The organism is Streptomyces sp. NPDC056160, assembly GCF_042268205.1.
Taxonomy (GTDB): domain Bacteria; phylum Actinomycetota; class Actinomycetes; order Streptomycetales; family Streptomycetaceae; genus Streptomyces.
Map to the genome: position 1 here is coordinate 1 of NZ_JBHJUW010000089.1, position 20203 is coordinate 20203.

Here is a 20203-nt window from a genome sequence, read left to right on the forward strand (position 1 = left end):
GCGCCGTACGGCGCACACACCCGGGGCGCCGTTGCGCCGTACGGATGACAGTGGACGGAGCGTCGGCGTGGGGTGCGCCGCGTTCGGGAGGGAGTGTGAAAGAGAGTCAGGTGAAAGAGCGATTTATATGAAAATCGTCTGACTCGGAGGAGCGCGCATGCCCACCCTCACACTCCCACGCACCCCAGGCTCCCGCGTCGGTGCCGCCGCGGCCCTGACGGCCCTGACCGCGGCGGGTGCCACGTGGCTGGCAGCGCCCGTCGCCCTGGCCCAGGGGGAAGCCGGCGACATCAAGATCCACCGGGTGGGCGTGCCCTTCGGCGTCTCCAAGGACGATCCGGTGACCTGCCGGTTCTACCTGGACGCCGTCAACTTCGACGTCCTCCCGACCATCGGCTACACCATCCAGGCCATGCCCCCGCTGCCCACCAGCGCCACCGTCACCGGCACCATCGCCCTGGCCGCCGGTGCCGGGCACACCGACCCGCTGGGGCTGGCCGACGGGCAGTACAAGCTCGTCTGGACCGTCGCGGGCATTCCCAAGGAGAAGATCTTCCACGTCAACTGCCACGAGGAGAACGGGCGCAAGGAAGGGGCCCGGGGGCCGGGCGGCCAGATCGAGGACCAGGGCCACGACAACAACGACCAGCACGGTGGGCCGGGGGCCAGGCAGGACCCGCAGGGCCCGAAGGGCGGCGTGCACGCGGGCGGCGGCGGTCTCGCCGCCACGGCCGCGGCGTTCGCCCCGGTGGCCGGGGCCGCCGCCGTGGGGCTCGTCGTGGTCGGCGGGGTCGCGTACCTCCGGCTGAACCGCCGGCGCACCCGTGGTGCCGAGTAGGCGCAGACGCAGGCCCTGGCGCCGGACCCGCGCCTACCGCCTCGCCAGGACGGCCGTGCTGACGGTCGTCCTGGTGACGATGGGTGTGCGGTGCGAGGGCCACCGTCACCACGGCGCACCCGAGCGTGCGGCGGGACCGCAGGCCGCTGCCACGGCCACGGCGAGCACGGATGCAGAAGGCGGCGGCCCGGACGGCGCCGGTTCCGGCGGCGCGGGCCCGGACGGCGAGCGGTCCGGCTCGCCGGGCGACGCGGCCCCCACGACGCCCCCGCCCCGGCCGCTGCCCCGCTCCCCGGCGACCTCCCTGCGCATCCCCTCCCTCGGCGTCGACGCCCCCGTCATCGGGATCGGCCTCGACACCGACCGGCAGCTCCAGACGCCACCGGTCGACAAACCCAAGCTGGTCGGCTGGTACCGGGGCGGCCCCGCGCCGGGGGAGTCGGGCACCGCCCTGGCGGTCGGGCACCGGGACACGAAGACGGGCGCCGCCGTCTTCGCCGCGCTCGGCCAGGTGGCACCGGGCCGCCACATCGAGGTGCGGCGTGCGGACGGCCGTACCGCCGTCTACACCGTCGACAAGGTACGGGTCTTCGACAAGGCCCGTTTCCCCGACAAGGAGGTGTACGGCCCCGCCCGCAGGCCCGAACTGCACGTCATCACCTGCGGCGGCCTCTACACCCGCCGGACCGGCTACTCCAGCAACGTGGTCGTCTTCGCCCACCTGACATCGACGAAGTGACCCTCGCGGCAGGTGGGGCGCCCCGCACCGTACGGAGCGCCCACCCCCGCCGCCACCCGGCGGAGTCAGCCACCCGGCGAGGCCGGCCACCGGGCGGGGCGCGAGTGTCCCTGGCGCTGCAAAACTATCGGCGCTAGTTTATGGGCTGTCGGCAGGTTGTGACGCGCGACGCCGCGCCCGCGGAGCACGGACCACGCGCCGTGGACCGCGCGGACGCGGACGACGCCCCGCCCCGGAGGAGCCCAGGAGCACCATGAAGGCACACGACGACATGTACATCGGCGGCGCCTGGCGCCCCGCCCCGGGCCGGGACGTCATCGAGGTGGTGAACCCCGCCGACGAACAGGTCGTCGCCACCGTGCCCGCGGGCACCGCCGAGGACGTCGACGCGGCGGTGCGCGCCGCCCGCGCCGCCTTCCCCGGCTGGGCCGCGACCCCGCCCGCCGAGCGGGCCGCCCGCCTGGCCGCCCTGCGGGACGTGCTGGTGGCCCGCGAGGACGAGATCGCCGGGACCGTCACCACCGAACTGGGCGCGCCCCCGAAGTTCTCCCGGACGGTCCACGCGGGCCTGCCGATCGCGGTCGCCGGGTCCTACGCCGACCTCGCGGCCACGTACGCCTTCGAGGAGAAGGCCGGCACCTCCACCGTCCTGCACGAGCCGGTCGGAGTGGTCGGCGCCATCACGCCCTGGAACTACCCGCTGCACCAGATCGTCGCCAAGGTGGCCCCGGCCCTGGCCGCCGGCTGCACGGTCGTGCTCAAGCCCGCCGAGGACACCCCGCTCACCGCCCGGCTCTTCGCCGGGGCCGTCGACGAGGCCGGGTTCCCGGCCGGCGTCTTCAACCTGGTCACCGGCCTCGGCCCGGTCGCCGGACAGGCCCTGGCCGAACACCCGGACGTCGACATGGTCTCCTTCACCGGCTCCACGGCGGTGGGCCGGCGGATCGGCGCGATCGCGGGCGCCGCCGTCAAGCGGGTCGCCCTGGAACTGGGCGGCAAGTCCGCCAACGTCATCCTGCCCAGCGCCGACCTGGCCAGGGCCGTGCACGTCGGCGTCGCCAACGTCATGTCCAACTCCGGCCAGACGTGCAGCGCCTGGACCCGCATGCTGGTCCACCGCGACCAGTACGACGAGGCGGTCGCACTGGCCGCCGAGGCCGCCGCCGAGTACGGCGACCGCATCGGCCCCCTCGTCAACGCCAGGCAACTCGCCCGGGTGCGCGCCTACATCGAGCAGGGCGTCGCCGAGGGCGCGCGTCTGGTCGCCGGCGGCCCCGACGCACCGCGCGCACCGGGCTACCACGTCAGCCCGACCGTCTTCGCCGACGTCACCCCGGACATGACCATCGCCCAGGAGGAGATCTTCGGCCCGGTCCTGGCGGTCCTGCGCTACGACGACGAGGACGACGCCCTGCGCATCGCCAACGGCACGGTCTACGGCCTCGCCGGCGCCGTCTGGGCGGGCGACGACGCCGAGGCCGTCGCCTTCGCCCGCCGGATGGACACGGGCCAGGTCGACATCAACGGCGGCCGGTTCAACCCGGTGGCCCCCTTCGGCGGCTACAAGCAGTCCGGGGTCGGCCGTGAACTGGGCACCCACGGACTCGCCGAGTACCTCCAGACCAAGTCCCTGCAGTTCTGAGCCCGGCCCTTCCCGCCCCGCAGCCCGTCCCCGGTCCCAAGGGAGTCACGCGTCATGGCCGTACGTGCCGCCGTCCTGCCCGCCATCGGCTCACCGCTGGAGATCACCGGCATCGAACTGCCCGGCCCCGGCCCCGGCCAGGTGCGCGTGCGCCTGGCCGCCGCCGGGGTCTGCCACTCCGACCTGTCCCTGACCGACGGCACCATGCGGGTCCCCGTCCCCGCCGTCCTCGGTCACGAGGGCGCGGGCACCGTGCTCGCCGTCGGCGACGGCGTCACCCACGTCGCACCGGGCGACGCCGTCGTCCTCAACTGGGCCCCGTCCTGCGGCAGCTGCCACGCCTGCGCGCTCGGCGAGGTCTGGCTGTGCGCCGACGCCCTGACCGGCGCCGCCGGTGTCCACGCCCGCACCGCCGACGGCACCGACCTGCACCCCGGTCTGAACGTCGCCGCGTTCGCCGAGGAGACGGTCGTGGCCGCCTCCTGCGTCCTGCCCCTGCCACAGGGCGTCCCCCTCACCGACGCGGCCCTCCTCGGCTGCGCCGTCCTCACCGGCTACGGCGCCGTCCACCACTCGGCGCGGGTGCGGGCCGGGGAGACGGTGGCCGTCTTCGGGGCCGGCGGCGTCGGCCTCGCCACCCTCCAGGCCGCCCGGATCGCGGGCGCCGCGCGGATCGTCGCCGTCGACGTCAGCCCGGAGAAGGAGGACCTGGCGCGCCGGGCGGGTGCCACCGACTACGTCGTCGCCTCCGGCGGCACCCCGCGCGAGATCCGCGCCCTCACCGAAGGGCACGGCGTCGACGTCTCCGTGGAGTGCGCGGGCCGCGCCGTCTCCATCCGCGCCGCCTGGGAGTCCACCCGCCGCGGCGGGCGGACCACGGTGGTCGGCATCGGCGGCAAGGACCAGCAGGTCACCTTCAACGCCCTGGAGATCTTCCACTGGGGCCGCACCCTGTCCGGCTGCGTCTACGGCAACTCGAACCCGGCCGAGGACCTGCCCGTGCTCGCCGCCCACGTCCGCGCCGGACGCCTGGACCTGGGCGCGCTCGTGACCGAGCGGATCGCCCTGGACGGCATCCCGGCGGCCTTCGAGAACATGCGGGCCGGCAAGGGCGGCAGGGCGCTGGTGGTGTTCTGAGCGGCCGATCGCCGGGGCCCGGGTCTCGGGCCCGGAACACCCGCTCGGGCCGCGGCCCCGCCGCGCGCCTGCGGCCGCGCCCCCGCATCCCGGCCGGGCACGGCAGCCCGTTCGCCGGCGTCAGCACGCACCTCGCCCACCACCCGCACGTCGTCACCGGCACCGCCCTCGCCCCGGGCCCGGCGCGGGCTTTTGCGCCACCGGGCCGCAGGCGTGCCCGACCGCGGTGAGCAGGCAACGGCGCCGTGGACGCCTACGGCCGCGAAGGCCTGCCCCGCCGCCACCGCGAGCACCGGGGGACCGGCCGCACCGGACACCGGCAGCCCCGCCGCCACCGCACCCGCCGGCGACATCACCACGCCGATCACCACGCCCGTCACCACCACGCCCGTCGGCAGCGGCGGCGGCCCCCTCACGGCGTACGAGACACAGCGCCCCCGGCGCCGCGGCCCCGGCCCGCAACCGCCCCGGCACCACGCCCCCAGCACCACCGTCGCGGTGGCGGCACCGGCGGCCGGCCGCCGCCGGGCTCCTCAGTGCAGTGCTGTCCGCTCGATGCCGAGCAGGTCGGACAGCGCGGCTTCGCCGGCCGGGGTGACCTTCACGGCGCGCTCCGAGCCGATGCGGACGCACCAGCCCGTGTCCAGGGCGTGCCGGCACAGCGCGGCACCCGCGACGCCCGCCAGATGGTGGCGCCGTTCCGTCCAGTCGAGGCAGGCGCGGGCCAGCGGGCGCCTGCCCCGGCGGTCCAGCGCGATGCCCGCGGTGTCGAACCAGTCCAGCCCGGCGTCCGTGAGCGCGAACCCGGTGGCTCCTTCATCGCGTGTTCGCCTCCGGGCCGCTCCAGCCGGTGGCGGGGGGTCCTCCGGCTCACGGGTGCGCAGCAGCCCGCGTGCGGTCAGCGCGTCCGTGACCGCGATGCCCAGCCGCCCGGCGAGATGGTCGTAGCAGGTGCGGCCGCGGGCCATCGCGGATCCGGCGCCGGCCTCCCGCAGCGTGCGGGCGCGGCGTGCGGCCCCGGGGGCGACCTGGGCGGCCAGGTCCTCGACCAGCTGGGCCACGCGCGCGTCGGCGAGCCGGACGTACCGGTGCCGGCCCTGCCGCTCCTCACAGAGCAGGCCGCCCCCGACGAGTTTTCCCAGGTGCTCGCTGAGCGTCGACGCGGCCACGCCCGCGTGCCGGGCCAGCTCACCGGCGGTCCACGCCCGCCCGTCGAGCAGCGCCAGCAGGCAGGCGGCCCGCGTCTCGTCGGCGATCAGCGCGGCGAGAGCCGCCAGGCCGGGCGCTCGGGGGTCCTTGGTGGTCATGCCTCCCAGGATGCGGCACGGACGGTTCGGCGCCCGCCGAACCGTGGGCGCGGGCGCTACGCCCCCCGCCCGGCCCTCCCGTACTGCTGCGCCAGTCCGTCCAGGAGCGCCGCGAGCCCCGTCTCGAAGGCCCGCTCGTCGATCTTCTCCTGCTGCTCGGCGAGGAGGTGGGCCTGCCCGAGGTGCGGGTAGTCGGCGGGGTCGTAGGCGCCGGCGTCGTCCACGAAGCCGCCGGCGAAGGAGCCGAGCGCGGAGCCCATGACGAAGTAGCGCATCAGCGCGCCGATGGAGGTGGCCTGCGCGGGCGGCCACCCCGCGTCGACCATCGCGCCGTAGACGGCGTCGGCCAGGTGCAGCGCGGCCGGCCGGCGGCCGGGGCCACGGGCGAGGACGGGGACGATGTTCGGGTGGGCGCGCAGGGCGGCGCGGTAGGAGACGGCCCAGTCGTGCAGCGCGGTCCGCCAGTCGCGGCCGTCCTCGAACATCGACAGGTCGACCTGTCCGCTCACCGAGTCCGCGACCGCCTCCAGGATCTCGTCCTTGGTGCGGAAGTGGTTGTAGAGCGAGGGCCCGCTGACGCCGAGTTCGGCCGCGAGCCGGCGGGTGGAGACGGCCGCCAGGCCCTCCGCGTCCACGAGGTCCCGCGCCGTCGCGACGATGCGGTCGGTGCTGAGGAGGGGCTTGCGCGGTCGGGCCATGGCGCACATAGTAGGGCTGCGCCGTAAAACTAGCAGTGATAATTTAAATGTACGGCTTTCAAGATCTGTCATCTGTGGGGTGATCCGTCATGAACCTCGGCCTCAGCGAGGAGCAGACCGCGGTGCGGCAGCTCGCCCGGGACTTCGTCGAGCGGGAGATCGCCCCCCATGTCGTCGCCTGGGACCGCGCCGAGGACGTGGACCGGGGGATCGTCAAGAAGCTCGGGGAGGTCGGCTTCCTCGGGCTGACCGTCGGCGAGGAGCACGGCGGCTCCGGCGGCGACCACCTCTCCTACTGCCTGGTGACCGAGGAGCTGGGCCGCGGCGACTCCTCCGTGCGCGGCATCGTCTCCGTCTCGCTCGGCCTGGTCGCCAAGACGATCGCCGCCTGGGGCGACGAGGAGCAGAAGCGGCGCTGGCTGCCGGGCCTGACCTCCGGCGAGTACGTCGGCTGCTTCGGCCTCACCGAGCCCGGCACCGGCTCCGACGCGGGCAACCTCACGACGCGGGCCGTGCGCGGCGCGGGCGGGGACTTCGTCCTCGACGGCAGCAAGATGTTCATCACGAACGGCACCTGGGCCGACGTCGTCCTGCTCTTCGCCCGCTCCACCGACGCCCCCGGCCACAAGGGTGTGACCGCCTTCCTGGTGCCCACCGACACCCCGGGCCTGACCCGCCGCACCATCCACGGCAAGCTCGGCCTGCGCGGCCAGGCCACCGCCGAACTGGTTCTCGAGGGCGTGCGCGTCCCGGCCTCGGCGATGCTCGGCCCGGAGGGCAAGGGCTTTTCCGTCGCCATGTCGGCGCTGGCCAAGGGCAGGATGTCGGTGGCGGCCGGCTGCGTCGGCATAGCCCAGGCCGCGCTGGACGCGGCGGTCCGGTACGCCGGCGAGCGCGAGCAGTTCGGCAAGTCCATCGCCCGGCACCAGCTCGTCCAGGAGCTGATCAGCGACATCGCCGTCGACGTGGACGCCGCGCGCCTGCTGACGTGGCGGGTCGCGGACCTGATCGACCGCGGCCGGCCGTTCGCCGTCGAGTCCTCCAAGGCCAAGCTGTTCGCCTCGGAGGCGGCCGTGCGCGCAGCGAACAACGCCCTCCAGGTCTTCGGCGGTTACGGCTACATCGACGAGTACCCGGTGGGCAAACTGCTGCGCGACGCCCGCGTGATGACCCTCTACGAGGGCACGAGCCAGATCCAGAAACTCGTCATCGGGCGGGCGCTGACAGGCGTCTCGGCCTTCTGAGGCCCCGTGCGGCAGGGGCGCGCGGGTTTCTGGGCACCCGGTCTCGGCGCCCGGCCTGAGTACCCGGTCTGAGTATCCCGGCGGATGTGGCGGCGGCCACATCCGCCGATGCTGGGCCGTATGAGTGACACACCGGTCAAGCAGCAGAACACGGCCGCCTTCTACGGCCAGGCCGTCGCCTCGTTCGCCGTCGCCATGACGGCCACCGCCCTCGGCATCTTCCGGTTGCACGCCGACGCCTGGGTGCGGTCCTTCCTCGCCATCGCCGTCCTCTACCTCGTCACCTCCGCCTTCACCCTCGCCAAGGTGATCCGGGACCGCCAGGAGGCCGGGCAGATCGTCAGCCGGGTCGACCAGGCCCGCCTGGACAAGCTGCTCGCCGAGCACGACCCCTTCGAGAAGCTCTGATCCCCGCCACTCCGGCCGCCCTACGCCGCCCACCGGGGATGCTAAGCGACCGCTCAGCTTCGGCGGTATGGTGGAGCCTCTGACGCAGAGAGGGGCGAACGAGCGATGAGTACGGCGGAGGAGACGGCCGGCGGGGACGCGCAGCCGTGGGCCGAGGTCACCCCTGACGCGGCCCGGCGGCTGCTCGTGGCCGCCGTGGAGGCCTTCGCCGAGCGGGGCTACCACGCGACGACGACCCGCGACATCGCCGGCCGCGCCGGCATGAGCCCCGCCGCGCTCTACATCCACTACAAGACCAAGGAAGAGCTGCTCCACCGCATCAGCCGGATCGGCCACGAGAAGGCGCTGGAGATCCTGCGCACCGCCGCCCGGCGCGAGGGCGGCGCGACCGAGCGGCTCGCCGACGCCGTCAGCTCCTTCGTGCGCTGGCACGCGGGCGGACGCACCACCGCGCGCGTCGTGCAGTACGAACTGGACTCCCTCGGGCCGGACGCCCGGGCCGAGATCATCGCGCTGCGCCGGCGGGTCGACGCCGAGGTGCGCGGCATCATCGAGGAGGGCGTGGCCGCAGGGGAGTTCGACGTCCCGGACGTGCGCGGCACGACGCTGGCCGTGCTCTCCCTGTGCATCGACGTCGCCCGCTGGTTCAACGTCGAGGGGCCCCGCACCCCGGAGCAGGTCGGCGCGCTCTACGCCGACCTCGTCCTGCGGATGGTCGGGGCCCGGACGGGCGTGACTCAGAGGTAGTAGCGCGACACCGACTCCGCCACGCACGCCGGCTTGTCGCCGCCCTCGCGCTCCACCGTGAAGGCGACGGTCACCTGCACGCCGCCGCTGACGTCGTCCACGCCCGTGATCGTGGCGGTGGACCGCAGCCGCGAGCCGACCGGCACGGGGGAGGGGAAGCGGACCTTGTTCGTGCCGTAGTTGACGCCCATCTTCACGCCCTCGACGCGGATGAGCTGCGGTCCGAACAGCGGGAGCAGCGACAAGGTCAGGTAGCCGTGCGCGATGGTCGTGCCGAAGGGGCCCGCGGCGGCCTTCTCGGGGTCCACGTGGATCCACTGGTGGTCGCCGGTCGCCTCGGCGAACAGGTCGATCCGCTTCTGGTCGATCTCCAGCCAGTCGGTGTACCCCAGCTGCTCGCCCACCGCCGCCCTCAGCTCGTCGACGGAGGTGAAGATCCTCGGCTCTGCCATGTGTCCGGCCTCTCGCATCGCGCGTACGTCATGTCTAAGCAACTGCTTAGCATGCTCGGCGCCGGGGTCCCTGTCAACGCGGCCGGGTCCGGTCCGGTCGGTAGGCTCCGGTGAGTGCCCCAGATTCCCGAGAAGATCCACGAGCTGACCGTGGGCCAGATGGCCGCCCGCAGCGGAGCGGCGGTCTCCGCCCTCCACTTCTACGAGGCCAAGGGCCTGATCAGCAGCCGCCGCACCGCCGGCAACCAGCGCCGCTACAGCCGTGACGCGCTGCGCCGGGTCGCCTTCGTCCGGGCCGCGCAACGCGTCGGCATCCCGCTGGCCACGATCCGCGAGGCACTCGCCGAACTCCCCGAGGAGCGCACCCCCACCCGCGAGGACTGGGCCCGCCTCTCCGCGGCCTGGCGCGCGGAACTCGACGAGCGCATCAAGCAGCTCAACCGCCTCCGCGACCACCTCACCGACTGCATCGGCTGCGGCTGCCTCTCCCTGGACACCTGCGTCCTGTCCAACCCGGACGACGCCTTCGGCGACCGCCTGACCGGCTCCCGCCTGATGGCCGAACGGGGCCCGGCCCCGCGGCCCGCCACCGGCCCGACCGGCTGAGGATCCCGGCCGCGTACCTGACGAACGCGCGCCGCGGGGTCGGCCGGCCCGCCACCCCGTGCACGCGCCCCCCGTGGGCGATGCCCGGTGGAGCAGGGCCCCGCGTCCCGCTGCGGGCGCCGTCCGTCCTTCCGCCCCGTCCCTCGCCGTGCCGCCCCCCCCGCCGACGGCGCTCCGGTGCCCGCGAGGTGGGGCCGCGGATGCCGAGGGCTTACGGGCGGGCCGGTGGCGGACGGCCTCGGGTGCGTACCGCCTGCGCAGCGCACGGCCGCAGCGGCGGCCCTACGGCTGGGGCATCGCGTTCAGGCGCAGGGCCGCCCCGACCAACTGCGCGTTCGAGCGCGCCCGTTCGCCGTCCGGGAGGAGCAGTGTGTCCTCCAGGCCCACGCGGGTGGCCAGGCCCAGACGGCCCGCGAGGCGCAGGACCGGCCAGGTGCCGGCCTCCACGCCGTGCAGCAGGACCGGGCGGCCGTGCGCGTCGCCCATCGCGGCCAGCAGGGCGCGGGCGGACGCCTCGGCCGTGTCGGCGGCCGGGTCCGTCACCTCGGCCAGGACGCGCAGCACCCGGGGCCCGAGCGGTGAGGCGGCGAACCGGGCCGGGCCGTCCGTGCCGGACCACAGGCCGGCCTCCACGCCGACGCCCAGGTCGAGCAGGACGCCTGCCAGTTCCTCCGCGCCCGGCTCGTGCCAGTTGACGGAGGCGAAGTCGGGCAGCGCCGTCCAGTCACGGACGCGCGCCGCCCGGGCCGCCGGGCCGGGCTCGGCCCAGGCCCCCGTGGTCACGCCGACCGGCACGGCGACGTGGGCCCGGACCGCCCCGACCGTGGCCGCCACCACGCGCGGCGACAGGCTCTCCCGCCCGCACGGCGTCCGGGGATGGACGTGCACCTCGCCGGCTCCGGCCGCGACGGCCCGCGCCGCGGCCTCGGCCACCGCCTGCGGAGTGAGCGGCACCACCGCGCCGTCGGCGGCCGTCCGGGATCCGTTCAGACACACCTGCATGGTCGGGACAGTGCCCCGCCCGGCCCAGGGGCAGTCCCCGGGCCGCACACGGAGCACCTCGCCGGGACCGGGCGCACAGCACTGACCGGGGCCGCCCGCGAAGCGGCCCGGGGCTGCCCGGCACCCGGGCGGCCCCGGGCCCCGCGGGCCGCGCCCCCGGCACACTCCCGGCACACTCCCGCCGTGCCCGCCTACCGCTCGGCCGCTTCGCGCTCGGCCCTTTCTCGCTCGGCCGCTTCCCGCTCAGTCGCTCGGCACTCGACCGCTCAGGCCGACACCAGCAGCCGCCGGCCGCGCCGGGCGTACGCCAGCGCCTCGGGGGTGAGCACGGGTCGCGGGACCAGGATGCCGCAGTCCGCGCAGACCGGGCCGGCGGACGGCTCGTGGTCCAGGCCGTAGCGCCACACCAGGCGCTCGCCGCCGCACACCGGGCACACCGAGCCGGGCGCGCGCTCCAGCGCAGCGATCAGCCGGCGCAGCACCTCGGCCAGTGGCTCGGACGGGTGCACCCGCGGGTCGTCGCACCAGGCGACCCCGAAGCCGCCCCAGGTCAGCCGGTGCCAGTCGTCCACGCTGCCCGGCCGGCGCAGCCCGTCGTGCTTCTCCTTCCTGCGTCGCCCGGCGAACTCCTCCTCGTACTCGAGCCACACCGAGCGCGCCTCCTCCAGCTCCTCCAGTGCGGCCACGAGCCGCGCCGGGTCGGGAGACCTGTCCTCGGGGCCGAACCCGGCCCGGGAGCACAGGTGGTCCCAGGTCGCCCGGTGGCCGTAAGGAGCGAACCGCTCAAGGCACTTGCGCAGTGAGTAACGCCGCAGCGCCAGATCGCACCGCGGATCCCTCACCTGTCTCGCCAGACTCCGGAAACCCGCCATCGCCCTGCACCTCCGTCACACCTGCACCGGTACTCGTACTCGTCCTTCGGTCACTTCGGCGTCGTCGTACGGAAGCGTCGTACCGACGTCGTCAGATAGACGTGCCGGGCCGCGATTCGGCTCCATCCGATTTCCGATGTCCGCCATGACTTCGCCCTGGTTGACCGTCATGTCCGTCCCGCAGACTCCAAAAAGTGACGTGTGTTCATCTTCCAACTCGGCGATACCGCCGGTAACGTCCCGCTCCACCCCCGTCGGGAGGAGCAGTCATGCCACGGCGCACCCCACGAAGCGCGCTCGACAGAGTGAGAACTCCCCGCAGATTCCCCGGGTTCCTGAAGACCGCCTCCGTATGCGTCCTCATTGCCGGTCTTTTGTCACCCTTTTCCCAAGCGGTCGCGGCGGACGCGACGCCGAAGGCCACCGCCGCGAACGACTACTGCGGCGGCCGGTGCTCGGACATCCTGCCGCCGGGCGAGAACGGCAACGCCACCCTCGCCCAGATCCTCCTCAACCAGGGCTTCGGCACCCAGCCCGGCCACGCCGAGGACCAGCTCGGCCCCTACGCGAACCTGGCCAAGGGCTACCCGGCGCTCACCGACGACACGATCAACACCTTCTTCAACGACGCCTCGTTCGGCGTCCAGGCCGACCAGGTCGCCTCCACGGAGAAGCCCGCGGGCCGCGGCGACGTCACGATCGTCCGGGACAAGAAGACCGGCGTGCCGCACATCACGGGCACCACCCGCTACGGCACCGAGTTCGGCGCCGGATACGCCGCCGCCGAGGACCGGCTGTGGCTCATGGACGTCTTCCGGCACGTCGGCCGCGGCCAGTTGACCTCCTTCGCGGGCGGCGCCCCCGCCAACCAGGGCCTCGAGCAGCAGTTCTACCGCAACGCGCCCTACACCGAGGCCGACCTCCAGGCCCAGATCGACAGCGCCGTGGCGAAGAACGGCGCGCGCGGGCAGCAGGCACTCGCGGACGTGAACGCCTACCTCGCCGGCATCAACGCCTACATCGACGCCTCCGACTCCGGCCGCTACTTCCCCGGCGAGTACGTCCTGACCGGCCACAAGGACGCGATCACCAACGCCGGCACCATCGACCACTTCAAGGTCACCGACCTGGTCGCGCTGGCCTCGGTCGTCGGCTCGCTGTTCGGCGCCGGCGGGGGCGGCGAGGTGAACAACGCCCTCTCCCTGATGGCCGCCCAGGCCAAGTACGGCGTCGAGGAGGGCACCCGCGTCTGGGAGTCCTTCCGCGAGCGCAACGACCCCGAGGCCGTCCTCACCCTCCACGACGGCCAGAGCTTCCCGTACGCCACCAGGCCCGGCTCCCCGAAGGGCGAGGCCCTGCCCGACGCCGGCTCGGTGACGGAGGAACCCCTCCTGTACGACCGCACCGGCAGCGCGACCGCCCGCTCGGCGGGCAGCGCCGCCGCCACGGCGGCGAAGACGGCCCTCTCCTCGGCCCGGCGCGGCATGTCCAACGCCCTCGTGGTCGGGGGCGAGCACACCGCGAGCGGCCACCCCGTCGCCGTCTTCGGACCGCAGACCGGCTACTTCGCGCCCCAGCTGCTGCTGCTCCAGGAGATCCAGGGCCCCGGCATCAGCGCCCGCGGCGCCTCCTTCGCGGGCCTGAGCATGTACGTCGAACTCGGCCGCGGCCAGGACTACTCGTGGAGCGCCACGACCTCCGGCCAGGACATCATCGACACCTACGCCGTCGAGCTGTGCCAGGACGACCACCACTACCTCTATCACGGCACCTGCACGGCCATGGACCAGGTCCAGCAGGCCAACGCCTGGAAGCCCACCGTCGCCGACGGCACCAAGGCCGGCTCGTACACGATGCGGGTGTGGCGCACCAAGTACGGTCCGGTCCAGTACCGCGCCACCGTCGGCGGCAAGAAGGTCGCCTACACCACCCTGCGCTCCTCCTACCTGCACGAGGCCGACTCGATCATCGGCTTCCAGATGCTCAACGACCCCGACTTCGTCCAGGGCCCGCAGGACTTCCAGAAGGCCGCGCAGCACATCAACTTCACGTTCAACTGGTTCTACGCCGACTCCCGGCACACCGCCTACTACAACAGCGGTGACAACCCGGTGCGGGCCGACGGCGTCGACGCCGAGTTCCCGGTGTGGGCGCAGCCGGCCTACGAGTGGCGCGGCTGGGACCCGGCGACCAACACCGCCGACTACACCGCGCCCGCCGCGCACCCCAACTCCGTGGACCAGGACTACTACATCTCCTGGAACAACAAGCAGGCCGAGGACTACGCGGCGGCGCCCTGGGGCGAGGGCTCGGTGCACCGCGGCAACCTGCTGGAGGACCGGGTGAGAAAGCTCGTCGCCTCCGGCGGGGTGACCAGGGCCTCGCTCACCCGGGCGATGGCGGACGCGGCCGTCGCCGACCTGCGTGCCGAGGACGTGCTGCCCAAGCTGCTCAAGGTGCTCGACAGCTCGCCGGTCACCGACCCGGCGGCAGCGGCGGCGGTGGACAAGCTGCGGGCCTGGCTGGCCGCGGGCGCCCACCGCACCGAGACCTCGGCCGGTTCCAAGAAGTACGCCGACGCCGACGCGATCCGCATCCTGGACGCCTGGTGGCCGCTGCTGGTCAAGGCCGAGTTCGAACCGGGCCTCGGCAGCGACCTGTTCACCGCCTTCGGCGCCAACCTGCCCGTCGACGAGTCCCCCTCGGCCGGCCACGGCCCGACCGGCTCGCACGCCGGAAGCGCCTTCCAGTACGGCTGGTGGAGCTATGTCGACAAGGACATCCGGGCGGTGCTCGGTGAGCAGGTGAGGGGCCCGCTGGCACAGAAGTACTGCGGTGCCGGCAGCCTCACCGCCTGCCACGACACCCTGGCCGCCACGCTGAAGCAGGCGGCAGGACTGACCGCGGCCCAGGTCTACCCGGGCGACGACCAGTGTGCGGCGGGCGACCAGTGGTGCGCCGACTCGATCGCCCAGCGCCCCTTGGGCGGCATCAAGCACGGCAGGATCAGCTGGCAGAACCGGCCCACCTTCCAGCAGGTGGTGGAGTACACCTCCCACCGGTGACGTCCGGGTGCCGGCGGCGGGTCACGCGATGCGGCCCGCCGCCAGCACCAGGTGGGCCAGTTCCGGGTGCACGATGTCGCTGTGCGCACCGGCCGGCGGCCCACCGCGTCTGACCACCTCGGCCGCGTCCACGTTCACGCAGCCGGAGACGGGCAGCGGACCGCTCGTCGCCTCGGCCAGGGTGCACGCGCGCGTACCCGGCACCGCCTGCACCCCGTCGTGCCCCATCGCACCCCAGCGGGTGCCGAGCAGCGCGCCGACGTCCACGCCCAGCACCGACCGGTCGTCGTCCGCCATCCGTGACGCCAGCGGGTAGAACGTGCCGAGCGCGGTGTCGAAGTGCGAGGAGCAGCACACCAGGGGACCGTCCACCCGGTGCTCCTGCCCCTGGAGCACGCCTCCCGCGCGCGGGTCGCCGGGCAGCCGGGCGGCGAACGCGTAGTGCGAGAAGGCCCCCTGGAGCAGGGTCACGGACTTCACCGCCCGCACCCCCGGTGGCAGCCCGCGCAGCGCGAACGACACCAGCCGCCCGCCGAAACTGTGCCCGACCAGATGGACGCGCAGGTCCGGGACCGCCTCCGCGAGCCGGCCGACCGCCGGTCCGAGCCCGCGCTCGCCGACGGCGCCCGCGCGCCGCTTCATCGTGTAGTACGTCGCCTGCCGCAGCAGTTCCTTCGCGCCGTCCCACGGGTTCGGCAACGAGAACGACTCCTGGCCCGCTGAACCCGACTGCCCCGCTCGCGCCGCCTGCTCCGCCTGTGCCGCCGCCTGCGCGAACTCGGCGCAGACGTCCACCGCCGGCCGCGTGAACATCCCCGGCGCGTGCTCGGGGACGCCCTCCGCCACCGTGTCCGCCGTGAAGTGCGCCTGCGGCCCCGGCGGCACCAACTCCGCCAGCAGCCCCACCAGCCGCCCGAACTCCTCCAGGGCGGCCTCGTCGTGGGAGTGCTGGTCCAGCATCCGCGCGAGCCGGTCCACCACCGTGGCCCGCCCCGGGAAGGTCTCCAGGAGAGCGTGCCGGGTGTCCTCGTCGAGCGCCGGGCCGGGCGCGGGCCCCGCCGCGGTGGAGCGCGGGAAGTCGGGGATCGGCTCGTCGCAGAAGCGCATCGACGGCCAGATCACCCCCACGTACCCGATCCGCGCGGCCGGCGCGAGACCCGGGACGGGGGCGAAGAACTGACGGTAGAGCCGGGTCGCGCCGGAACGGTCGTTGTTCCAGCCGTGCGCGAAGACGATCAGGTCGCGCACGCCGCTCGCGCGGGCCCCGGCGAGCAGCCGGTCCCGTTCCGGGGCGTCCACGTCCCCGTCGGCGTCGAAGGTCAGCTCCCAGTAGGGAGCGACACCCGTCCCCGTGTCCGCCATGGCCGGACCCCCTCGTCCCCCGAAGCGGTGCGATGTGTGGTGCATCGTCCTGCGATCGGGGGACGTTGGCCATACGTCAGGACACTCCCGTAAGGAGTAATTCCGGCCGCCGCAGGGGCGGCACGGCCGCCTCCCGGGCACGGCGGGCGCCGCACGGGCACGGCGGGCGTCTCACCGGTACAGGAGGTAGTGCCGGCGCGTCGCGCGGAACGCGGCCAGCTCCTCGTGCCAGCCGCCCGCCACCTCGTCGGTGTCCGCACCCGCGTCGATCATCGTGCGCACCCGCGCGGAACCGGTGAGCTTGTCGATCCAGTCGTCCGGCCGCCAGGTGAAGCCGTCCCAGACCCGCTTCGCGGTCACCAGCAGCGCGATGCCGGTCCGTACCGGGTCGAAGGCGTCCCGGTCGTGCACGTGGATCTGCACCCCGCCGACCGTCTTCCCCTGGAACTTGGAGAAGGTGGGCGCGAAGTACGCCTCGCGGAAGCGCACCCCGGGCAGCCCCAGCGCGTTCGCGGCGTCCGCCCAGCGCCCGTCGATGCCCTCCGCGCCGAGGAGTTCGAAGGGGCGGGTGGTGCCCCGGCCCTCGGAGAGGTTCGTGCCCTCGAACAGGCAGGTCCCGGAGTAGACGAGGGCCGTGTCGGTGGTCGGCATGTTCGGGCTCGGCGGCACCCAGGGCAGCCCGGAGGCGTCGTAGAAGTCGGAGCGCCGCCAGCCGGTCATCAGGACGGTCTCCAGCCGCACCGGCGTGGTCAGGAACTCGCCGTTGAACAGCCGGGCCAGCTCCGCCACCGTCATACCGTGCGCCTGCGCGATCGGCTGCCGCCCGACGAAGGTCGCGAACTCCTTGTGCAGGACCGGACCCAGCGCCTGTCTGCCGGTCACCGGGTTCGGGCGGTCCAGCACCACGAACCGCTTCCCGGCGAGGGCGGCGGCCTCCATGCAGTCGTACAGGGTCCAGATGTAGGTGTAGAAGCGGGCGCCGGCGTCCTGGATGTCGAAGACGACCGTGTCCACACCCGAGGCGGTGAAGACGTCGGCGAGCGGCTGCCCGCTCTTGAGGTACGTGTCGTACACCGGCAGCCCGGTGGCCGGGTCGTCGTAGCGGCCCTCGGAGCCGCCCGCCTGCGCGGTGCCGCGGAAACCGTGCTCCGGGCCGAAGACGGCGAGCAGGTCCACCCGGCGGTCGGCGTGCATCACGTCCACGATGTGCCGCACGTCGCGGGTGATGCCGGTCGGGTTGGTGACGATGCCGATCCGCTGCCCGGCGAGCGCCGCGTAGCCGTCGGCGGCCAGCCGTTCGAAGCCGGTCCGCAGCGGCCGGCCGGGGCCCCGCGGGGCCGCCTCGGCCCGTGCGGCCGGCCCGGCCGAGGCCGCGACCGCGGCCGTGCCGGCGAGCAGACTCCGTCTGGACAGCTTCATGCGGCGACCTCCGTGATCAGGGCGGGTGTCATGCGCACGCACGCTAGCGCGCGCCCCGGGCCGCTGGGAACGAACCTGCGGGAGTGCCCGAGGTCTACACCACTGGCTGTGCCGCTGGTGCCGCCGGTGGCGTGCCACCTCTTCCCGCGCCACATACCGACCGGTTAGTGTGTTCGGCAGAGCCGTAGCGTGCCGTGTCGAAGGAGACCGATGGTGCAAGCCGTTCAGGGTGCGGGAGTGGTCGTCACCGGAGCCGGGAGCGGCATCGGAGCCGCACTCGCCCGCCGCTTCGCCGCCGAGGGCGCGAAGGTCGTCGTCAACGACCTCGACGCCGCACGGGCCGCCGCCGTCGCCGAGGAGACCGGCGGTATCGCCCTGCCCGGGGACGCCTCCGCGATCGTCGCCGACGCCCGCGACGCGCTCGGCGGCACCGTCGACGTCTACTGCGCCAACGCGGGGGTCGGCTGCGCCGGTACCGAGGCGGCCGGCGAGGAGGTCTGGGCGCGGGCCTGGGACGTCAACGTCATGGCCCACGTCCGCGCCGCCGAGGCCCTGCTCCCGGCCTGGCTGGCACGCGGCAGCGGCCGGTTCGTCTCCACCGTCTCCGCGGCCGGACTGCTCACCATGATCGGCGCGGCCCCGTACAGCGTCACCAAGCACGGCGCGTACGCCTTCGCCGAATGGCTGTCGCTGACGTACCGCCACCGCGGCGTCAAGGTCCACGCCATCTGCCCGCAGGGCGTGCGCACCGACATGCTCGCCGCCACCGGCAGCGCGGGCGACCTGGTGCTCAAGCCCACGGCGATCGAACCGGAGGAAGTGGCCGACGCCCTGTTCAAGGGTATCGCCGAGGACCGCTTCCTCATCCTGCCGCACCCCGAAGTCGCCGGCTTCCACCAGACCCGCGCAGGCGACCCCGACCGCTGGCTGACGCACATGAACCGCATCCAGCGCACCTGGGAGGAGACCCGGTGACCGCCGCCCCCATCCCCGGCTCCCGGTACGCGGCCAAGCCCTGGCTGCACCTCCTCGACGAGGCCCAGCGCGCCCCCGTCGACCCCGCCGACTCCCTGGTGCACGCCCTGCGGCGGTCGGCCGCCGAAGCACCCGACCGCACCTTCCTCGCCTACTTCGACGCCCGTCTCACCTACCGCGAGACCGACGAGCTGAGCGATTCGGTGGCCGGGCACCTCGCCGCGCGCGGCCTGCGCCGGGGCGACCGGGTGGCCGTCGTCCTGCAGAACTCCCCGCACTTCGTGCTCGCCGTCCTCGGCGCCTGGAAGGCGGGCGCCACCGTGGTCCCGGTCAACCCGATGTACAAGTCGGCGGAGGTCGCCCACGTCCTGAAGGACGGCGAGGTGGCCGCGCTGGTCTGCTCCGACCGGGCCTGGGACTCCTACCTGCGCGCCACGGCCGCCGACTCGCCCGTGCGGATCGTGCTCACCGCGTGCGAACGGGACTTCCAGACCCGCGACGACACCCGCGTGCTCGCCTTCGAACGGCTGTTGCCCGCCGCGGACGCCGACGACCTCACCACCGTGGCCCGCGCCGGCCACCCGGCCCCCGCCATCCCCGCCCCGGCAGCCGCCGAGACCGCGCTGATCAGCTACACCTCCGGCACCAGCGGCAAGCCCAAGGGCGCCACCAACACGCACGGCAACATCATGTACAACGCCGAGCGGCAGCGCACCGGCCTGGACCTGCCCGCGGCGCCCGTCTACTTCGCGCTGGCCCCGCTGTTCCACATCACGGGCATGGTCTGCCAGTTCGGCGCCTGTCTGAACAGCGCGGGCACGCTCGTGCTGGCGTACCGCTTCGAGCCCTCGGTCGTGCTGGAGGCGTTCGCCGAGCACCGCCCGCACTACACCGTCGGCCCGTCCACCGCCTTCATGGCGCTCGCCGCCCACCCGGCGGTCACCCCGGACCACTTCTCCTCCTTCCACGTCATCTCCTCCGGCGGCGCCCCGCTGCCACCCGCGCTGGTGGAGAAGTTCCGGTCCGCCTTCGGCCCCTACATCCGCAACGGCTACGGCCTCACCGAGTGCACCGCGCCCTGCGCCTCCGTGCCACCGGGGCGCGAAGCCCCCGTCGACCCGGTCTCCGGGACGCTCGCCGTGGGCGTGCCCGGCCCCGACACGGTCGTACGGATCGTCGACGACACCGGTGCCGAGGTGCCCTTCGGCGAGCAGGGCGAGATCGTCGTGCGCGGCCCCCAGGTCGTGCCCGGCTACTGGCGGCGCCCCGACGCCACCGCCGAGACCTTCCCCGCGGGGGAATTGCGCACCGGCGACATCGGGTTCATGGACGAGCAGGGCTGGCTGTACGTCGTCGACCGCAAGAAGGACATGATCAACGCGTCCGGCTTCAAGGTGTGGCCGCGCGAGGTCGAGGACGTCCTCTACACCCATCCGGCGGTGCGCGAGGCGGCCGTCGTCGGCGTCCCCGACGGCTACCGCGGGGAGACCGTGAAGGCCTACATCAGCCTCCGCCCGGACGCCGAGGCGGACCCGGACGAACTCGCCGCGTACTGCAAGGAGAGACTGGCCGCCTACAAGTATCCCCGGCAGGTGGAGATCCTGCCGGAGTTGCCGAAGACGGCGAGTGGGAAGATCCTCCGTCGGGAACTGCGTTCCCGGCACGACACCAGGTAGACCACGGAAAGGCA

19 protein-coding genes are annotated in these 20203 nt (G+C 74.0%); 11 read left to right on the forward strand and 8 right to left on the reverse strand.

From position 1 onward, the window contains the following. The first annotated feature begins 157 nt into the window (after positions 1-157). The 4 genes from ACFC02_RS27800 (at position 158) to ACFC02_RS27815 (ending at position 4356) form a co-directional block, all read left to right on the forward strand. Entirely contained in the window at positions 158-838 is a 681-nt protein-coding gene (locus ACFC02_RS27800; RefSeq protein ID WP_376362772.1) for a hypothetical protein, read from the forward strand. Continuing rightward, the gene (locus ACFC02_RS27805) at positions 825-1577 is read left to right on the forward strand and encodes a class F sortase (RefSeq protein WP_376362775.1); all 753 of its coding nucleotides are present in this window, start codon (positions 825-827) and stop codon (positions 1575-1577) included. The genes ACFC02_RS27800 and ACFC02_RS27805 overlap by 14 nt, the downstream gene beginning before the upstream one ends. A gap of 253 nt (positions 1578-1830) precedes the next feature. Further along, the gene (locus tag ACFC02_RS27810) at positions 1831-3219 is read left to right on the forward strand and encodes an aldehyde dehydrogenase family protein (RefSeq protein ID WP_376362778.1); all 1389 of its coding nucleotides are present in this window, start codon (positions 1831-1833) and stop codon (positions 3217-3219) included. 54 nt (positions 3220-3273) lie between these two features. Beyond that, entirely contained in the window at positions 3274-4356 is a 1083-nt protein-coding gene (locus ACFC02_RS27815; protein WP_376362781.1) for a Zn-dependent alcohol dehydrogenase, read from the forward strand. Between the two features lie 533 nt (positions 4357-4889). Here ACFC02_RS27815 and ACFC02_RS27820 read toward each other — a convergent pair. Continuing rightward, positions 4890-5663, reverse strand: coding sequence for an ArsR/SmtB family transcription factor (locus ACFC02_RS27820; RefSeq protein ID WP_376362784.1), 774 nt, complete (start codon positions 5661-5663; stop codon positions 4890-4892). 56 nt (positions 5664-5719) lie between these two features. Beyond that, positions 5720-6361: a TetR/AcrR family transcriptional regulator gene (locus ACFC02_RS27825; RefSeq protein ID WP_376362787.1), complete on the reverse strand. Its 642-nt coding sequence runs from the start codon at positions 6359-6361 to the stop codon at positions 5720-5722. Between the two features lie 89 nt (positions 6362-6450). Between ACFC02_RS27825 and ACFC02_RS27830 the strand changes: the two genes are divergently transcribed. The 3 genes from ACFC02_RS27830 (at position 6451) to ACFC02_RS27840 (ending at position 8760) form a co-directional block, all read left to right on the forward strand. After that, on the forward strand, positions 6451-7605 hold the full coding sequence (locus ACFC02_RS27830; RefSeq protein WP_376362790.1) for an acyl-CoA dehydrogenase family protein: 1155 nt from the start codon (positions 6451-6453) through the stop codon (positions 7603-7605). Positions 7606-7725: 120 nt separating this feature from the next. Then, the gene (locus tag ACFC02_RS27835; RefSeq protein WP_360965827.1) at positions 7726-8013 is read left to right on the forward strand and encodes a YiaA/YiaB family inner membrane protein; all 288 of its coding nucleotides are present in this window, start codon (positions 7726-7728) and stop codon (positions 8011-8013) included. A gap of 105 nt (positions 8014-8118) precedes the next feature. Next, positions 8119-8760 carry a TetR/AcrR family transcriptional regulator gene (locus ACFC02_RS27840; RefSeq protein ID WP_360965825.1) on the forward strand — a complete coding sequence of 214 codons (642 nt, stop codon included), beginning with the start codon at positions 8119-8121 and terminating at the stop codon, positions 8758-8760. Here the strand turns inward: ACFC02_RS27840 and ACFC02_RS27845 are convergent. Next, positions 8751-9212: a MaoC family dehydratase gene (locus ACFC02_RS27845; protein ID WP_376362795.1), complete on the reverse strand. Its 462-nt coding sequence runs from the start codon at positions 9210-9212 to the stop codon at positions 8751-8753. The genes ACFC02_RS27840 and ACFC02_RS27845 overlap by 10 nt on opposite strands. A gap of 114 nt (positions 9213-9326) precedes the next feature. On the opposite strand from ACFC02_RS27845, the gene soxR reads away from it, so the two are divergent. Continuing rightward, positions 9327-9818: a redox-sensitive transcriptional activator SoxR gene (gene soxR / locus ACFC02_RS27850; RefSeq protein WP_360965819.1), complete on the forward strand. Its 492-nt coding sequence runs from the start codon at positions 9327-9329 to the stop codon at positions 9816-9818. Positions 9819-10100: 282 nt separating this feature from the next. Here soxR and ACFC02_RS27855 read toward each other — a convergent pair whose 3' ends face one another. The 3 genes from ACFC02_RS27855 to ACFC02_RS27865 all read right to left on the reverse strand — a co-directional run bounded on the left by ACFC02_RS27855 (position 10101) and on the right by ACFC02_RS27865 (position 11863). Further along, the gene (locus tag ACFC02_RS27855; protein WP_376362800.1) at positions 10101-10820 is read right to left on the reverse strand and encodes a 3-keto-5-aminohexanoate cleavage protein; all 720 of its coding nucleotides are present in this window, start codon (positions 10818-10820) and stop codon (positions 10101-10103) included. A gap of 266 nt (positions 10821-11086) precedes the next feature. Next, the gene (locus tag ACFC02_RS27860; RefSeq protein ID WP_360965816.1) at positions 11087-11692 is read right to left on the reverse strand and encodes a hypothetical protein; all 606 of its coding nucleotides are present in this window, start codon (positions 11690-11692) and stop codon (positions 11087-11089) included. 15 nt (positions 11693-11707) lie between these two features. Next, entirely contained in the window at positions 11708-11863 is a 156-nt protein-coding gene (locus tag ACFC02_RS27865) for a hypothetical protein (RefSeq protein ID WP_376362805.1), read from the reverse strand. A 98-nt stretch (positions 11864-11961) separates the two neighbouring features. On the opposite strand from ACFC02_RS27865, the gene ACFC02_RS27870 reads away from it, so the two are divergent. Then, positions 11962-14757 carry a penicillin acylase family protein gene (locus ACFC02_RS27870; RefSeq protein WP_376362807.1) on the forward strand — a complete coding sequence of 932 codons (2796 nt, stop codon included), beginning with the start codon at positions 11962-11964 and terminating at the stop codon, positions 14755-14757. 21 nt (positions 14758-14778) lie between these two features. On the opposite strand, the gene ACFC02_RS27875 is transcribed toward ACFC02_RS27870, so the two are convergent. Both ACFC02_RS27875 and ACFC02_RS27880 read right to left on the reverse strand, forming a co-directional pair. Then, positions 14779-16119 carry a serine-threonine protein kinase gene (locus ACFC02_RS27875; RefSeq protein WP_376362810.1) on the reverse strand — a complete coding sequence of 447 codons (1341 nt, stop codon included), beginning with the start codon at positions 16117-16119 and terminating at the stop codon, positions 14779-14781. A 171-nt stretch (positions 16120-16290) separates the two neighbouring features. Next, on the reverse strand, positions 16291-17538 hold the full coding sequence (locus ACFC02_RS27880) for an exo-beta-N-acetylmuramidase NamZ domain-containing protein (RefSeq protein WP_376362813.1): 1248 nt from the start codon (positions 17536-17538) through the stop codon (positions 16291-16293). Positions 17539-17748: 210 nt separating this feature from the next. Between ACFC02_RS27880 and ACFC02_RS27885 the strand changes: the two genes are divergently transcribed. Both ACFC02_RS27885 and ACFC02_RS27890 read left to right on the forward strand, forming a co-directional pair. Next, on the forward strand, positions 17749-18513 hold the full coding sequence (locus ACFC02_RS27885; RefSeq protein ID WP_376362816.1) for an SDR family oxidoreductase: 765 nt from the start codon (positions 17749-17751) through the stop codon (positions 18511-18513). Positions 18514-18524: 11 nt separating this feature from the next. Next, positions 18525-20189 carry a class I adenylate-forming enzyme family protein gene (locus ACFC02_RS27890; protein ID WP_376362864.1) on the forward strand — a complete coding sequence of 555 codons (1665 nt, stop codon included), beginning with the start codon at positions 18525-18527 and terminating at the stop codon, positions 20187-20189. Positions 20190-20203: the final 14 nt, after the last annotated feature.

Bases quoted from the DNA above. Each gene is read 5' to 3' on its own strand.
- ACFC02_RS27860 (WP_360965816.1), bottom strand. From the start codon at position 11,692: ATGGCGGGTTTCCGGAGTCTGGCGAGACAGGTGAGGGATCCGCGGTGC.
- ACFC02_RS27880 (WP_376362813.1), bottom strand. From the start codon at position 17,538: ATGAAGCTGTCCAGACGGAGTCTGCTCGCCGGCACGGCCGCGGTCGCG.
- ACFC02_RS27855 (WP_376362800.1), bottom strand. From the start codon at position 10,820: ATGCAGGTGTGTCTGAACGGATCCCGGACGGCCGCCGACGGCGCGGTG.
- ACFC02_RS27865 (WP_376362805.1), bottom strand. From the start codon at position 11,863: ATGACGGTCAACCAGGGCGAAGTCATGGCGGACATCGGAAATCGGATG.
- ACFC02_RS27835 (WP_360965827.1), top strand. From the start codon at position 7,726: ATGAGTGACACACCGGTCAAGCAGCAGAACACGGCCGCCTTCTACGGC.
- ACFC02_RS27820 (WP_376362784.1), bottom strand. From the start codon at position 5,663: ATGACCACCAAGGACCCCCGAGCGCCCGGCCTGGCGGCTCTCGCCGCG.
- ACFC02_RS27810 (WP_376362778.1), top strand. From the start codon at position 1,831: ATGAAGGCACACGACGACATGTACATCGGCGGCGCCTGGCGCCCCGCC.
- ACFC02_RS27825 (WP_376362787.1), bottom strand. From the start codon at position 6,361: ATGGCCCGACCGCGCAAGCCCCTCCTCAGCACCGACCGCATCGTCGCG.
- ACFC02_RS27845 (WP_376362795.1), bottom strand. From the start codon at position 9,212: ATGGCAGAGCCGAGGATCTTCACCTCCGTCGACGAGCTGAGGGCGGCG.
- ACFC02_RS27840 (WP_360965825.1), top strand. From the start codon at position 8,119: ATGAGTACGGCGGAGGAGACGGCCGGCGGGGACGCGCAGCCGTGGGCC.
- ACFC02_RS27830 (WP_376362790.1), top strand. From the start codon at position 6,451: ATGAACCTCGGCCTCAGCGAGGAGCAGACCGCGGTGCGGCAGCTCGCC.
- ACFC02_RS27875 (WP_376362810.1), bottom strand. From the start codon at position 16,119: ATGGCGGACACGGGGACGGGTGTCGCTCCCTACTGGGAGCTGACCTTC.
- ACFC02_RS27800 (WP_376362772.1), top strand. From the start codon at position 158: ATGCCCACCCTCACACTCCCACGCACCCCAGGCTCCCGCGTCGGTGCC.
- ACFC02_RS27815 (WP_376362781.1), top strand. From the start codon at position 3,274: ATGGCCGTACGTGCCGCCGTCCTGCCCGCCATCGGCTCACCGCTGGAG.
- ACFC02_RS27885 (WP_376362816.1), top strand. From the start codon at position 17,749: ATGGTGCAAGCCGTTCAGGGTGCGGGAGTGGTCGTCACCGGAGCCGGG.
- ACFC02_RS27870 (WP_376362807.1), top strand. From the start codon at position 11,962: ATGCCACGGCGCACCCCACGAAGCGCGCTCGACAGAGTGAGAACTCCC.